This is a genomic window from uncultured Oscillibacter sp. (assembly GCF_900546705.1).
Classification (GTDB): Bacteria; Bacillota; Clostridia; order Oscillospirales; family Oscillospiraceae; genus Oscillibacter.
This window is the reverse complement of the sequence record NZ_URDP01000016.1, coordinates 32023-45681: the sequence shown is the minus strand read 5'-3', so window position 1 is coordinate 45681 and position 13659 is coordinate 32023. Positions and strand designations below refer to the sequence as shown.

The window sequence follows — 13659 nt, the reverse complement described above, 5'->3', positions numbered from 1 at the left end:
GACGGAAAAGGCGGGCGACATTATGCGCACCGTGGACAAGCTGGACAAGATCGGCGCGGAAAAGGTGGGCACGCTGCTGGTGGACGACTGCGGCCTCACCCGCGAGCAGGCCGATGAGATTTTGCAGTTCATGGCCATCACCGGCACCAATGCCGAAGTCCTCACCGCCCTGGAGGGCTACCGGGGCCGCAGCGCCGCCTTCGATCTGGGTCTTGACGAACTTTCCACCGTGGTGCGGTACCTGGGCAGCTTCGGTGTCCCGGCGGAGAACTTCGCCGTGGACCTGACCATCGCCCGTGGCCTCGACTACTACACCGGCACTGTGTACGAGACCACCCTGCTGGACCACCCGGAAATCGGCTCCGTGTGCTCCGGCGGCCGGTACGACAACCTGGCCGAGTACTACACGGACCGTCAGCTGCCCGGCGTGGGTATCTCCATCGGCCTGACCCGTCTTTTCTACGTGCTGGGTGAGCAGAAGATGCTCAACCCCGACCTCCCCACCGCCCCGGCGGACGTGCTGATCCTGCCCATGACGGAGGACCTGACCGCCGCCATCTCCCTGGCCACGGCCCTGCGGGAAAACGGCATCCGGGCCCAGCTCCACTGGGAGGACAAGAAGTTCAAGCAGAAGATCTCCTACGCGGACAAGCTCTCCATCCCCTACGTGATCTTCCTGGGCGAGGACGAGATCAACGCCGGTGTGGTGGCCTGCAAGGACATGGCCACCGGTGAGCAGACCAAGCTGGACACCGCTGCCACCATCTACCGCATTAAGGCGGGTCTTGCCGAGCGGGAAAAGGGCAGCGTCATCGTGGAATAAGCCATGAAACGGGAAAGACTATTTTACGGCGGAGCCATCGTCCTATTGGTGGCAGTGCTGATCCTGGGCCTTTGGTACAAGCAGCCCAAGACCATCCGGGAGATCACCGGCATCGCTGAGCCGGATGACATCCATATCAGCATCATGCTCTTAGACGAAAACCTGAACGCGGAGCAGCGGGAGCTGACCCTCTCCGCCGGAGACGATGGCTTCGATGCCCTCATGGCCCAGCTGGACGAGCTGGAGTTCCGCCGTCCCCCCACCAACCTTCTGCGCATCGCCCTCCCCTTCCTGCCCGGTCTGGATGAAAGCTCCAAGGAATGGGAGGAGGGAGACTTCCAGCACCTGTACATCACCCTCTCCACCTCCGCCCAGGGCGAATCCTGGCCCAGGGGTGAGGTGAGCTTCTGGGTAGACCAGTGGCTCTATCGGGACTTTGGCCGTCAGCTGACGTTGCCCCTGGCTATGGTGGACGGCAAGGCCACCGGCCAGGACCTGTGCGCCCAGCTGTGGGAAATATCACAGCCAGCTAAATCCTAATTGGAATATTCCATTGTAAATTTACCATTTGTATTGGATTTGGAGGTGTTTTTATGAAGCTTACCCGCTTTGCCGCCCTGACTTTATCGGCAGCGCTCATGGTGTCCCTGGCCCTGCCCGCCCAGGCTGCGGAGGGGGACGACTGGCTGGTGCCCCCCATCCAGGAGGCCACCACCTTCACCGACACGGCAGGCACCATTTGCGAACAAGCCGCAGCCATCTGCTGCCGCACCGGGCTTATGGCCGGTGTGGACGCGCGCCACTTCTACCCGGAGTCTGGGCTGACCCACGCCCAGATCACCGTCATTGCCGCCCGGCTCCACGCGCTGCTCACCGGCGGCACCGCTTCCTTTACCGCCGCCTCTGGGGAGGAGTGGTGGCGCCCCTGCGACACCTATCTGCAAGCGCAGATCCCGTCCCTGGCGTCGGACACGACCTACGCCTCTATGATCGAAAACCCCACCATCAGCTGCAAACGGGGCGAGTTTTTCACGCTGCTGGCCAAAGTCCTGGCGGATACGGCCACTACCCTGCCGGAGATCAACACCGTCACCGCCGTGCCGGACTGCCAGGATGAAGCCATCTTGGACTTTTACCGCTGGGGCGTGCTGAGCGGCAAGGACGAATACGGCACATTGGAGGGCTCCGCTTCTCTGTCCCGGGCCGCGGCCGCCGCCATGCTGGCCCGGCTCATCGACCCCGCCCAGCGGCTGACTCTGTCGCTCCGCCCCCTGGACCTTTGTCGGGATCTGTTGGGCGCGGAGCCGGAGACGGTGATCCTCACCATCGGCGGCCAGGACATCACCGTGGAGCAGTTTGCCCCCACCATCGTCTCCGTGTGCAGCGTCTATAACCACAGCCACTTCGGCGCCATGAGCCTGGAGATGAGCGGCCGCACCACCACGGGCGAGGCCGTGGATACCCTGCGCCGCTACGTATATGCCGAGACCCTGGCCGCGGAGCTAGGGCTGGAGACGCCGGAGCTGGACGTCACCTATGCCGACGGCTACCGGGGCCTCACCGCCGCCGGCCAGACCTGGCGGGAGACCCACATCCGCCTGGTGGATTCCGTCACCAAGGCCCTGGGTGCCTTCCCCACGGAGGACTTGCCCCAGGTCACCTACGCCCCCGCCTGGGACACGCTGAACCTGACCGATCTCAGCCCCCGTGTGGCCCAGCTTCCCTACTGGGGCGGCACATTCTGAGTTATATCCATCACTTTTCAAAATAGAAAGGAACAACCAATCATGATGCAGAATCGTACCCACACCTGCGGGGAGCTGCGGCTCTCCGACGCCGGCGCTTCCGTCCAGATCTGCGGCTGGATGGAAAACGTCCGGGTCGTGTCCGCCAGCCTGGCCTTTGTGGTCGTCCGGGATTTCTACGGCACCACCCAGGTGGTGGCAGAGACCGAGGACATGGTGAACACCTTCAAGGCCATCACCAAGGAGTCCACCATCTCCGTGGCCGGCACCGTCCGGGAGCGGGACAGCAAGAACACCAAGCTGCCCACCGGCGAAATCGAGATCGTGCCGGAGAAGGTCACGGTCCTGGGCCGCTGCCGCCACAATGAGCTGCCCTTCCAGATCAACCGCAGCCGGGAGGCCGACGAGGCCCAGCGGCTCAAGTACCGCTATCTGGACCTGCGCAACCCCGAGGTGAAGAAGAACATCATCCTGCGGTGCAACGTGGTCTCCGCCATCCGCAAGGCCATGACGGAGCACGGCTTCCTGGAGATCACCACCCCCATCCTGACGGCTTCCTCCCCCGAGGGCGCCCGTGACTACCTGGTGCCCGCCCGGAACCACCCCGGCAAGTTCTACGCCCTGCCCCAGGCCCCCCAGCAGTTCAAGCAGCTGCTCATGACCTCCGGCTTCGACCGCTACTTCCAGATCGCCCCCTGCTTCCGAGACGAGGACGCCCGCGCCGACCGTTCTCCCGGCGAGTTCTACCAGCTGGATATGGAGATGGCCTTCGCCTCCCAGGAGGACGTGTTCGCCGTGTGCGAGGACGTGCTGCCTCCCATCTTCGCCAAGTACGGCACCTATGACCGCGCCTCCAGCGCTCCCTTCGTCCGCATCCCCTACACCGAGGCCATGGAGCGCTACGGCTCCGACAAGCCGGACCTGCGCATCGACCTGACTGTCCAGGACGTGACGGAGACCTTAAGCAGCTGCGGCTTCGGTCCCTTCGAGGGCAACCGCGTCAAGGCCGTGGTGGTCAGCGACTTCCACGAGACCCGCAAGTTCATCGACAAGACCCTGGCCGATGTGGAAGTGGTCTCCGGCGGCAAGCCCTACTGGTTCCGCCTGGACGAAAACGGCGAGATCGTGGGCGGCATCGCCAAGTTCGTCGCTCCCATCAAGGAGCAGGTCGTCGCTGCCCTGGGCCTGAAGCCCAATGACTTCGTGGCCCTGTCCGCCGGCAAGCTGACCCAGGCCCAGAAGACCGCCGGCGTGCTGGTCAAGACCCTGGGCGCCGCCGTGCCCGGCCACATGGACAAGGAGCAGTACGCCTTCTGCTGGATCGTGGACTTCCCCATGTACGAGATCGGCGAGGAGTCCGGCGAGCTGGAGTTCTGCCACAACCCGTTCTCCATGCCCTCCGGCGGCCTGGAGGTGCTGCTGAAGGCCGAGCGGGGCGAGATCGATCCCCTCTCCATCACTGCCGACCAGTACGACCTGGTGTGCAACGGCGTGGAGCTCTCCTCCGGCGCCGTGCGGAACCACGACCCCGAGATCATGATCAAGGCCTTTGAGCTGGTGCGTCTGGGCGAGGAGGACGTGAAGGCCAAGTTCCCCGCCATGTACAACGCCTTCACCTACGGCGCGCCCCCCCACGCGGGCATCGCCCCCGGCGTGGACCGCATGGTCATGCTGCTGGCCGGCGAGGACTCCATCCGGGAGATCATCCCCTTCCCCATGAACAAGAACGCCCAGGACGTGATGATGGACGCCCCCAGCGCCGTCACCCAGAAGCAGCTGGACGAGCTGCACATTGCCCTGGTGAAGCCCGAGGAATGAGAAAACGCCCCGCTCCTGATGGAGTGGGGCGTTTAATCTTCTTCAGATTCCTGATAGCAAATCAAGTCCTCCGGTGCGCAGTGCATGATTTTACACAGCTTGCCAAGCGTCGCCGTGGTAACGGGCTGGTCATGCCGGATTCTTTGCAAGGTCGCAGACTCGATTCCCTGATTTGCCAGGTAATAATAAGAAATCTTGTGAATCCGCATATATTCCCGCATGGGCGCGAAAGAAATCGGCATCCAATCACCTCACGCCAATTATATGTGACTTGACGAAAATCATTATAGTAATTATAATGACTATATTGAGGTGACGCAGATGGACTATCAAATGCTCTATCACAAACTTTTCAACGCCTGTACAAACGCGATCTCTGCGCTGGAACAGCAGAATTTCGGACAGGCCAGGGCACTCTTGATTACCGCACAACAGGAGGCGGAGGAGTGCTACATCTCTCAGGAAACCCCCACAGAGGCGGAGCCGTAAGGCCCCGCCTTTTTCGCGCCAGCGGCAGCGGAAAGAGGAGAAACCGGTGTCCGCCCACCGCCCCGGCAGCCTGAATACTTTCCGGCGCGGGCAGCGCTTTTGGCCCGCACCGCGCCCGGACGCGCCCAACGCTTTACCTCCGGGTTCGCAACCCACTGTTTCTCCGGCCCGCGTCCCCCATCGGCCAAAAGGCCGATGGGGCCGGGCGCTTTTCTTTTGGACCGTCCACGGCCCGTTTTCTTTTGGCAAGACAAAAGAAAATGGGGGGTGGAGCTCTCTTTTTTTCCCGGGAAAAATATGATACACTGCTCATACAGCCCGAACGGGCAGAAATGGAGGCACTATGAAACGACTTCTCGCGGCGGCCCTGGCCGTCCTTTGCCTTGCCGCCCTGCCCGGATGCGGCACATCAAAACCGGAGGAGAGCGTCCCCATTCAGGAAGAAGCCCCCGCCCCGCCTCCCGAGCCTACGCCGGAGGAGCTGGCGGCCCAGGAAATCGACGATCTGCTGGCCTCCCTGACCACGGAGGAAAAGGTGGGGCAGCTGTTCTTTGTCCGCTGTCCGGCGGAATCCGCCGTGGAGGACGTCACCACCTACCATCTGGGCGGCTATGTGCTCTTCGGCCGGGATTTTGCGGACAAGACCGCCGACTATGTGATCCAGACCCTCCGCTCTTACCAGGACGCCGCAGCGGCGGACACAGACATCCCCCTGCTTCTGGGCGTGGACGAAGAGGGCGGCACGGTGGTGCGGGTCAGCTCCAATCCCCACCTGCGGGGGGAAAAGTACCGCTCTCCCCAGAAGCTCCTGGCCGCGGGCGGCACAGAGGCCCTGACGGCAGACACGGAGGAAAAGGACGCCCTGCTCTCGGCCCTCGGCATTAACGTGAACCTGGCCCCGGTGGCGGACGTCTCCACCGACCCGTCGGACTTTATTTACGACCGTACCTGCGGCCTGGACGCAGCGGGCACCGCTGACTGCGTGGCTGCCGTGGTGGGGCAGATGGCTGATGACAACATGGGCAGCGTCTTGAAGCACTTCCCCGGCTACGGCAATAATGTGGACACCCACACGGGCATCGCCGTGGACAAACGGCCTCTGGAGCAGTTCCGGGAAAATGACTTCCTCCCCTTTTCCGCCGGCATGGAAGCCGGCAGCGGCAAAACTGCCGTACTGGTAAGCCACAACATCATGACGGCGGTGGACGATTCCCTGCCCGCCTCCCTCTCCCCCGCCGTCCACGATCTTCTGCGCACGGAACTGGACTTTGACGGCGTGGTCATGACGGACGATCTGGCCATGGACGCCGTGGCCGCCTACGCCCAAGACGGCGCTGTGGCCGTCATGGCCCTCCAGGCGGGCAACGATCTCATCATCACCACCGACTACCGCACCCAGATTCCCAAGGTGCTGGAAGCCGTGGAGGACGGCACCCTCTCCATGGACACCGTCGACACCGCCTGCCGCCGGGTACTCACCTGGAAGCAGAGCCTGGGGCTGCTGTAAAACGAATCCCCCGTTTTCCCGTCTTAACTTTTGGAAGGTATCGGAAGATTGGAAAAGGAGGCACTGATGAAACCGACACTGCGTATCCTGCTGCTTGTCGCCCTGGCTGCCCTGACACTCACCGTCTCCGCCCTGGCGGACATGGGCCCCAAGCCACTTTTGACCCTCCGGGTGGAAAACGCCCCTCAGGAGCCCTACTATCTGGACATTCTGGCGGAGGGGGAGTTCCCAAAAAAGGACTACAACGGCATTACCTGGAACTATGACGAGGAAGAACGTGCGGAACTGGACCAGGACCTGCTCGCCGCCCTCCGGGACGCCGTGCCGGAGGGGTGGCACGCCTGCACGGCGGAGGGCTTTGACGGCGCCCCCACCTGGGGAGATCTGTACGCCGAGGCGTGGGCGGAGGACGGCGCTCCCCTCCACAGCTTCGGCTATGTGGGTCTGCCTCAGACCTACCGGGTACTGATCGTGACCCAAAGCGGAGACATCTGGCTGTCTGACCCGGCGGAGCGGGTAAGTCTCCAGTGTACCGCCACCGTGGACTATGCGGCTGGCACTGTGTCTGAGGCACAGATGCTGCGCAACGGCAAGGTGGTGATGAAGCCTGTGTGGCAGGCCTACGCCGTGGAGCTTCTGTGCACCCTGATCCCCACACTGATTGTGGAGGGCATATTGCTGGCGCTCTTCGGCTTTGCAAAGTCCCGCCGCAACTGGATTGTCTTTTTTGCAATGAATCTCGTCACCCAGCTGGGTGTATTCCTCAGTCTGGGGGTGACCGCCGTTCAGGAGGGCGTGGGCCTCGGATACTTTTTGCTGCTGATCGTCGTGGAACTGGTGGTAGTCTTTGCGGAGACCGCCGCCTTCTCCCGCCTCCTGACAGGCCGCACCCGTGCCCGCGCCGCCGCCTACGCCATCACTGCCAATCTCTGCTCTGCCGTACTGGGCTGGTTCCTGGCCGAGCCCGTATGGCGTCTGGTAGTTTCGATCTCTTGATACAGAAAGGAATGTTCCCCATGGAAACGGAAAAGCTCTACTATGAAAATCCCTTCCTGCGGCAGTTCGCCGCCACGGTGCTCTCCTGTGAGCCGGGCAAGGGCGGGTATCTGGTCACGCTGGACCGCACCGCCTTTTACCCCGAGGGCGGCGGACAGCCCGCCGACCACGGCACCCTGGACGGCATTGCCGTCACGGACGTGCACGAAAAAAACGGCGTCATTTTCCACACCTGCGAGGAAAAAGTGGAAATCGGCACCGTGGTCACCGGTATCATCGACTGGGACCGCCGCTTCGACCACATGCAGCAGCACTCCGGGGAACACATCCTCTCCGGCATTCTCTGCGATCTCTACCACTGTGACAACGTGGGCTTCCACCTGGGCGCCGACACGGTGACCATCGACTACAATGCGGACATTACCTGGGAACAGGCCATGGCCGCCGAGCAGCGGGCCAACGCCGTCATCTGGGCCGACACGCCGGTGAAGGTCCTCTATCCCTCTCAGGAGGAGCTGAAGGCAATTCACTACCGCAGCAAAAAGGAGCTCACCGGTCAGGTGCGCATCGTGGCGTTTCCGGGAGCGGACTGCTGTGCCTGCTGCGGCACCCATGTGCTCTCTGCGGGACAGGTTGGCATCATCAAGGTGCTCTCCTGTCAGAAGTTCCGCTCCGGCGTCCGCATGGAAATTCTTTGCGGAAAGCGGGCCTGGCGCTATCTCTCCGCCGCCTACGACCAAACCCACGCCATCGGGCAGCGTCTGAGCGTCAAGCCCCTGGACACTGCCGCCGCCGTGGAGCGCCTGGCGGAGGAGCTGTCCTCCGTCAAGCAGCGGGCGTCCTCCTTGGAGACAGAGCTCTTTTTCCACAAAGCGGAAGCATTTCGTGGAAAAGGGGACGTGCTTTTGATGGAGCCGCCCATGAGCGGCGACAGTGCCCGGCGCCTGGCCGACGCGGTGGCAAAAGCATGCGGCGGACTTGCGGCGGTGTTTGCCGGGGAAAGCGGGCAGTATCACTACGCCCTGATCCGGGCCGACGGAGCGGACATTGCCCCCTTGGTAAAATCCATGAACGCCGCGCTCTCCGGACGAGGCGGCGGCCGCAGCGGCTTTGCCCAGGGCAGCGTCCAGGCGGAGGAAGCCGCCATCCGGGACTTTTTCAACAAACTCTCCTGAAAGGTGGATCACTCATGCGCTATATTCTGGTGGAATACGCCCACGCCCAGGACGACGACCCTGTCCGGGTCTACTCGGAGGTGGACCGGGAAGATTTGGAGACCCGCCGGGTGGAGTTTTACGACAACGGACTGTGGTTTGCCTACGGAGAGGAGCACGGCGGCGACGAGGCCCTCTCCAAGGCCCCCTTCCCTGCCGACGTGCGGGCACTGAACGTGCCCGGTGAGGTGACGGCCCGGACCATCCCCGCCTCCGTATTCCGGGAGGTGTGGGACCAGGCGGCTGAGCGGCCTGACGGCTTCATGGGCATGTTCTTTTAAATCATTAAAAAAACGCACCCGGCATGAGCCGGGTGCGCTTTTTTACGAGCCGGCGGGCTCGTTCATTTGTTTTGTGATGTACTGCTCCCCGTAAAAGGCGTCGTAAGTGACAGCCCGCCGCAGCTCCAGCAAGTGGCGCTGCTCCTCCGTCAGCGGCGCAGCTGCTTCCGAGGCATAGGCCGTTCCCTGACCGTCCACAAAGTAGAGGTCCGTATCCGTCAGGGAGAACTTCCGCTGCTCGTTGAGCAGCGCCCACCAGCGACTCCAGCTGCTGCCGGTCAGCTCCAGCAGCTGGGGCCCCAGGGCCGTCACGCTGCTCTCCTGGCGGGTTCCCGCCTGGCCCTTCAGCAGCGCCGGATCATTGGCCCAGATCAGGTAATCCGTGGAGTACAGGTCATTGACCTGTTCCGGCGTCCACTCGGCCGCGTCGTTGGATGGGCACAGGCCCAGCTTGGTGTATACGGTGTCTCCGTCCGTCATAAAGAGATTGGGCCGGTGGTCGCCGAAAAACACCACGATGGTGGGCCGGTCCACCTGACGCAGGGCGTCCGTCAGCTGTCCCAGAGCCTCATCCGCCCGGGTGATGCCCTCCAGCATGACCCGGACAATGGCCATGTTCTCATCGCTGAGAGTCTGGCTCTCCACACCGATCTGACACTCATAGTTGAACTTCTCCGCGTCGAAGGGCTGGTGGTTCTCCATGGTGATGGCGTAGAGGAACGCGGGAGAGCCGCTCTCGTTGATCTCCTCCATCTGATCCAGCAGTCCGGTGAAGAGATAGGAATCCTTCATGTAGTAGCCTCCGTAGATGCTGCCCTGCCAGTCAAGGCCCAGATTCTGGATGTCCTGGGAGAATAGCAGCTTGGAAAAGCCCATGCGGGGATAAGTCACCGTGCGGTTATAGAGACTGTCGTTGTAGCCATGGAGCATCCGGGCCGTGTAACCCCGGTCCACAAAGGCCTGCGGCATGGAGTCCAGCCGGGAATAGCTTTCGTCGGACAAAAAGCAGAGATTGGTACCGGCGTTGAAATCCAGATCCGCAATCCCCTCCAGCATGGACATCTCGATATATCCGGTGCCGTAGCCCAGATAGTGGGAATGGAATATACCGCTGATGCTCTCTTTCTCCAGGGCGTGGAAATTCTCCAGCGGGTCCCGCTCGTAGGTCAGATCCGGCAGCCTCGTCAGATCGTAGAAGGACTCGGAGAGAATCATGATGACGTTGGGCGTCTCCTGGGACACATTCTGGTTGTAATCTGCCGTCATCTGGTCGATCTCATGGAGTACATCCTCCATGTATTCCTGACTGTACCCCTCCGGTCCCGCCATGGACTGCAGGAAGCCGTCCCTCCAGAGACTCAGGGTCAGCCCGTAGCGGTCATGGCTGACGGAGGCAGCGGTACGGGTGTAGATATCCACTCCGAACACCGGTCCCACCAGCCTCGCGCCCACACCACTGCACAAAAACGCCCCCAGCACCAGACATACCGCACCGCCGGCCAACCGCTCCCGGCCCTGCAGCCGTGTAAAACGCCGGGTCAGCACCAAAATCGCCACACACAGGACCAGGGCAAGAAGCGCCAGCCAGAAGTCCCTGGGAGGACGCAGCTCTCCGGCCACACCGGCCACCGCCTTCAAATGCGAGGCAAGGTTAAAGTCCGCTACCTCCAGCGGCGCACCGTTGATGGCGGTCTTGAAATAATCAATCAGTGCCAGGGTCATTGCCAGCACCACCGTAACGGCGCTGCCGGCGGCCAATGATCCCAGAGCTGCCCCCAGGAATCCCACGACCACGCCGCACAGAATTCCTGTCAGCAAAAGATAACCGGGATTTTCCACAAACCAGGGAAAAACCTCCTGAAATACGGAGCCGGTGACGATCCACTGTACCGCCACCGTCACCGCAAGGCCCATTACCCAAGCCCCGCAGGCAAACAGGCAGCCCCGCACCCAGCGCCGGGGAACCGGCTGCTTTTGTACTCTTTTTCCTACTTTCATGTTTCTTTCCACAAAACCTCAGAAATTGTTGAAAGCGGGACCGCGGCTTTCGCGGCCCCGCCGGAAAAATCACATGCTGAATCAGTAAGCCAGCTTTTCGGCAAGATACGCCTTCAGCTCGCTGATGGGCAGGCGCACCTGCTCCATGGTGTCACGGTCACGAACGGTGACACAGCCGTCGCCTTCCTTGTCCGCGTCACCCACGGTATCAAAGTCCACGGTGACGCAGTAGGGCGTGCCGATCTCGTCCTGACGGCGATAGCGCTTGCCGATGGAGCCGGTCTCGTCAAAGTCCACCATCCAGTCCTTGGCAAGCTCGGCCTGGATCTCCCGGGCCTTGTCGGAGAGCTTCTTGGAAAGGGGCAGTACCGCTACCTTGAAGGGAGCCAGGGCGGGATGGAAGTGCAGCACCACGCGCACGTCGTTCTTGGCCTCGTCCACGACCTCCTCGTCGTAGGCTTCGATCAGGAACGCAAGGGTCACCCGGTCGGCGCCCAGAGAGGGCTCCACCACATAGGGGATATACCGCTCGTTGGTCTCGGGATCGAAGTAGGTCATATCCTTGCCGGAGGTGTTCTGGTGCTGCGTCAGGTCGTAGTCGGTGCGGTCCGCCACGCCCCACAGCTCGCCCCAGCCGAAGGGGAACAGGAACTCAAAGTCCGTGGTGCCCTTGGAGTAGAAGCACAGCTCCTCGGGGCTGTGGTCACGCAGCCGCAGGTGCTCCTCGCTCATGTTCAGGTTCAGCAGCCACTCCTTGCAGAAAGAGCGCCAGTACTGGAACCACTCCAGGTCGGTGCCGGGCTTGCAGAAGAACTCCAGCTCCATCTGCTCAAACTCCCGGGTGCGGAAGGTAAAGTTGCCCGGGGTGATCTCGTTGCGGAAGGACTTGCCGATCTGGCACACGCCGAAGGGCAGCTTGCGGCGGGTGGTGCGCTGGACGTTCTGGAAGTTGACGAAGATGCCCTGGGCGGTCTCAGGCCGCAGGTACACGGTGTTCTTGGCGTCCTCGGTGACGCCCTGGAACGTCTTGAACATCAGGTTGAACTGCCGGATGTCGGTGAAGTTGTGCTTGCCGCAGCTGGGGCAGGGAATGTTGTGGGACTCGATGAAGTCCTTCATCTCCTCCTGGGAGAAAGCATCGATGGGCTTGCCCAGCTCCACGCCGTTCTCATTGGCCCAGTCCTCAATGAGCTTGTCGGCCCGGAAGCGCTCCTTGCACTCCTTGCAGTCCATGAGGGGATCAGAGAAGCCGCCCAGATGGCCGCTGGCCACCCAGGTCTGGGGGTTCATCAAAATAGCGGCGTCAAGGCCCACGTTATAGGGGTTCTCCTGGACAAACTTCTTCCACCAGGCCTTCTTGACGTTGTTCTTGAGCTCCACGCCCAGAGGACCGTAGTCCCAGGTGTTGGCCAGGCCGCCGTAGATCTCGCTGCCGGCGAAGATAAAGCCCCGGTTTTTGCACAGGGCAACCACTTTTTCCATGGTCTTTTCGCTGTTTTTCATGGTGTTTTCTCCTTCTATCTTCATTTTGATTGGAAACAAAAAACGCCCCGAGCCTCTCGGCTCAGGGCGAACTTTCCTCAGTCCGCGGTTCCACCTGATTTTCCCCCGCAGGGGACACTCTGCCCGGTAACGGCGGGGACCGGCGGGGCATTTCCGCTCCGCGGCTCCAGGGTGCCTTCCCGCCTCTTCTCCGGAAGGGCTCGCACCGTCCGCCCTCTCTCTTCGCCGGAAAACAAGGGGTACTCCTCCCTGTCGCAGCCTTTTGCATATCGTCTGCACTCTACCACGTTTTCCCCGACCTGTCAAGAAGTTGGCCGCTTTTTTTGAAAAAGCAGAACAATCCGGCCGTTAATTCAAGATTTTTCCCCGCTTGACAGGTATGTTTTCCACAATCTATAAAAAATTGTGCAAAAGAAAACCGCCGCATTTTGCGGCGGTTTTCCTCTTACTTTTTCTCCCGGTCATAGGCCACGATCACGCGGCGATTGGGCTCCGTGCCGGTGGAATAGGTGGTGACACCGGGCACATCCTGCAATGCCGTGTGGATCACATGGCGCTCATAGGCATTCATGGGCTCCAGCGTCACGCTGCGGCGGTACTTGGTCACCTTGCCGGCCACCTTGCGGGCCAGGTGCTGGAGGCTCTGCTCCCGCTTTTCCCGGTAGCCCTCGGCATCCAGCTGCACCCGTACCCGGCCGCTGCCGCTGCGGTTGACCGCATAGCTGGTCAGCTGCTGGATGGCGTCCAGGGTCTCGCCCCGGCGGCCGATGAGTGCACCCAGGTTTTCACCCTCCAAAATGACCTTGTAGCGGCCCTTTTCCGGCAGATATACCCGCACCTGCGCGGGATTTTCCATCTGCTCCAGCAAGCCGGAGAGGAACGCGCGGATGGCTGCGGCCTTTTCGTCGTCCACTTCAGGGCCGAAGTCCTGCTCCGCCTTGGGGGTCTTTTCCGCCTTGGGAGCTGCCGCCTTCTCCTCCTTGGGAGCGGCAGGCGTCTCCTTCTTTTCCCTCTTCTCCGGTCTGTTCTCAGGCGCCTTTTCCGCTTTGCGGACCGGCTCTTCCGGCACAGCGCTTACCGGTTCCACCGGAGCAGCCTCTTCCTCCGGGCCGTAGCTGACCCGGATTCTGGCCGGGCAACTGCCAAGGCCCAAAAAGCCGGACTTGGCGCGCTCCAGAATCTCCACGGACACATCATCCCGCTCCAGCCCCAGCTGGGCCAGAGCCTTGGCAATGGCCTCTTCCTCCGTCTTGCCCGTTACCTCGATATACTCTCTCATAACGGC

General features: G+C 61.9%; 13 protein-coding genes and 1 other annotated feature. Of the genes, 9 read left to right on the top strand and 4 right to left on the bottom strand.

Going from position 1 to position 13659, the window contains the following annotated elements:
• The 4 genes from QZS13_RS05225 to aspS form a co-directional block, all read left to right on the top strand.
• Nucleotides 1–823: HisS family protein (locus QZS13_RS05225; RefSeq protein ID WP_295586441.1), on the top strand; the 823-nt coding region annotated here is incomplete at its 5' end.
• Between the two features lie 3 nt (nt 824–826).
• Nucleotides 827–1363, top strand: a complete 537-nt coding sequence (locus QZS13_RS05220; protein ID WP_295586438.1) for a hypothetical protein — start codon at nt 827–829, stop codon at nt 1361–1363.
• 53 nt (nt 1364–1416) lie between these two features.
• Nucleotides 1417–2568, top strand: coding sequence for a hypothetical protein (locus QZS13_RS05215; protein ID WP_295586436.1), 1152 nt, complete (start codon nt 1417–1419; stop codon nt 2566–2568).
• A gap of 42 nt (nt 2569–2610) precedes the next feature.
• Nucleotides 2611–4386, top strand: a complete 1776-nt coding sequence (gene aspS, locus QZS13_RS05210) for an aspartate--tRNA ligase (protein ID WP_295586432.1) — start codon at nt 2611–2613, stop codon at nt 4384–4386.
• A gap of 32 nt (nt 4387–4418) precedes the next feature.
• Here aspS and QZS13_RS10190 read toward each other — a convergent pair whose 3' ends face one another.
• Entirely contained in the window at nt 4419–4595 is a 177-nt protein-coding gene (locus QZS13_RS10190; protein ID WP_366557938.1) for a helix-turn-helix transcriptional regulator, read from the bottom strand.
• A 112-nt stretch (nt 4596–4707) separates the two neighbouring features.
• On the opposite strand from QZS13_RS10190, the gene QZS13_RS05205 reads away from it, so the two are divergent.
• The 5 genes from QZS13_RS05205 to QZS13_RS05185 all read left to right on the top strand — a co-directional run bounded on the left by QZS13_RS05205 (nt 4708) and on the right by QZS13_RS05185 (nt 8873).
• Nucleotides 4708–4875: a hypothetical protein gene (locus tag QZS13_RS05205; RefSeq protein WP_295586429.1), complete on the top strand. Its 168-nt coding sequence runs from the start codon at nt 4708–4710 to the stop codon at nt 4873–4875.
• Between the two features lie 343 nt (nt 4876–5218).
• Nucleotides 5219–6382, top strand: coding sequence for a glycoside hydrolase family 3 N-terminal domain-containing protein (locus QZS13_RS05200; protein WP_295586426.1), 1164 nt, complete (start codon nt 5219–5221; stop codon nt 6380–6382).
• A gap of 66 nt (nt 6383–6448) precedes the next feature.
• Complete coding sequence (locus QZS13_RS05195; protein ID WP_295586424.1) at nt 6449–7378, top strand: hypothetical protein; 930 nt, start codon at nt 6449–6451, stop codon at nt 7376–7378.
• 20 nt (nt 7379–7398) lie between these two features.
• Nucleotides 7399–8553, top strand: a complete 1155-nt coding sequence (locus QZS13_RS05190; protein WP_295586421.1) for an alanyl-tRNA editing protein — start codon at nt 7399–7401, stop codon at nt 8551–8553.
• Between the two features lie 14 nt (nt 8554–8567).
• Nucleotides 8568–8873 carry a DUF6881 domain-containing protein gene (locus QZS13_RS05185; RefSeq protein WP_295586418.1) on the top strand — a complete coding sequence of 102 codons (306 nt, stop codon included), beginning with the start codon at nt 8568–8570 and terminating at the stop codon, nt 8871–8873.
• 42 nt (nt 8874–8915) lie between these two features.
• Here QZS13_RS05185 and QZS13_RS05180 read toward each other — a convergent pair whose 3' ends face one another.
• The 3 genes from QZS13_RS05180 to jag all read right to left on the bottom strand — a co-directional run bounded on the left by QZS13_RS05180 (nt 8916) and on the right by jag (nt 13653).
• A complete protein-coding gene (locus QZS13_RS05180; RefSeq protein WP_295586415.1) occupies nt 8916–10871 on the bottom strand; it encodes an LTA synthase family protein in 1956 nt (651 codons plus the stop codon).
• Between the two features lie 81 nt (nt 10872–10952).
• Nucleotides 10953–12374 carry a glycine--tRNA ligase gene (locus QZS13_RS05175; protein ID WP_295586412.1) on the bottom strand — a complete coding sequence of 474 codons (1422 nt, stop codon included), beginning with the start codon at nt 12372–12374 and terminating at the stop codon, nt 10953–10955.
• Nucleotides 12375–12433: 59 nt separating this feature from the next.
• Nucleotides 12434–12639, bottom strand: a binding site (T-box leader).
• A gap of 180 nt (nt 12640–12819) precedes the next feature.
• Nucleotides 12820–13653 (bottom strand): RNA-binding cell elongation regulator Jag/EloR, encoded by an 834-nt coding sequence (jag, locus tag QZS13_RS05170; protein ID WP_295586409.1) that lies wholly within the window; start codon nt 13651–13653, stop codon nt 12820–12822.
• Nucleotides 13654–13659 lie beyond the last annotated feature (6 nt).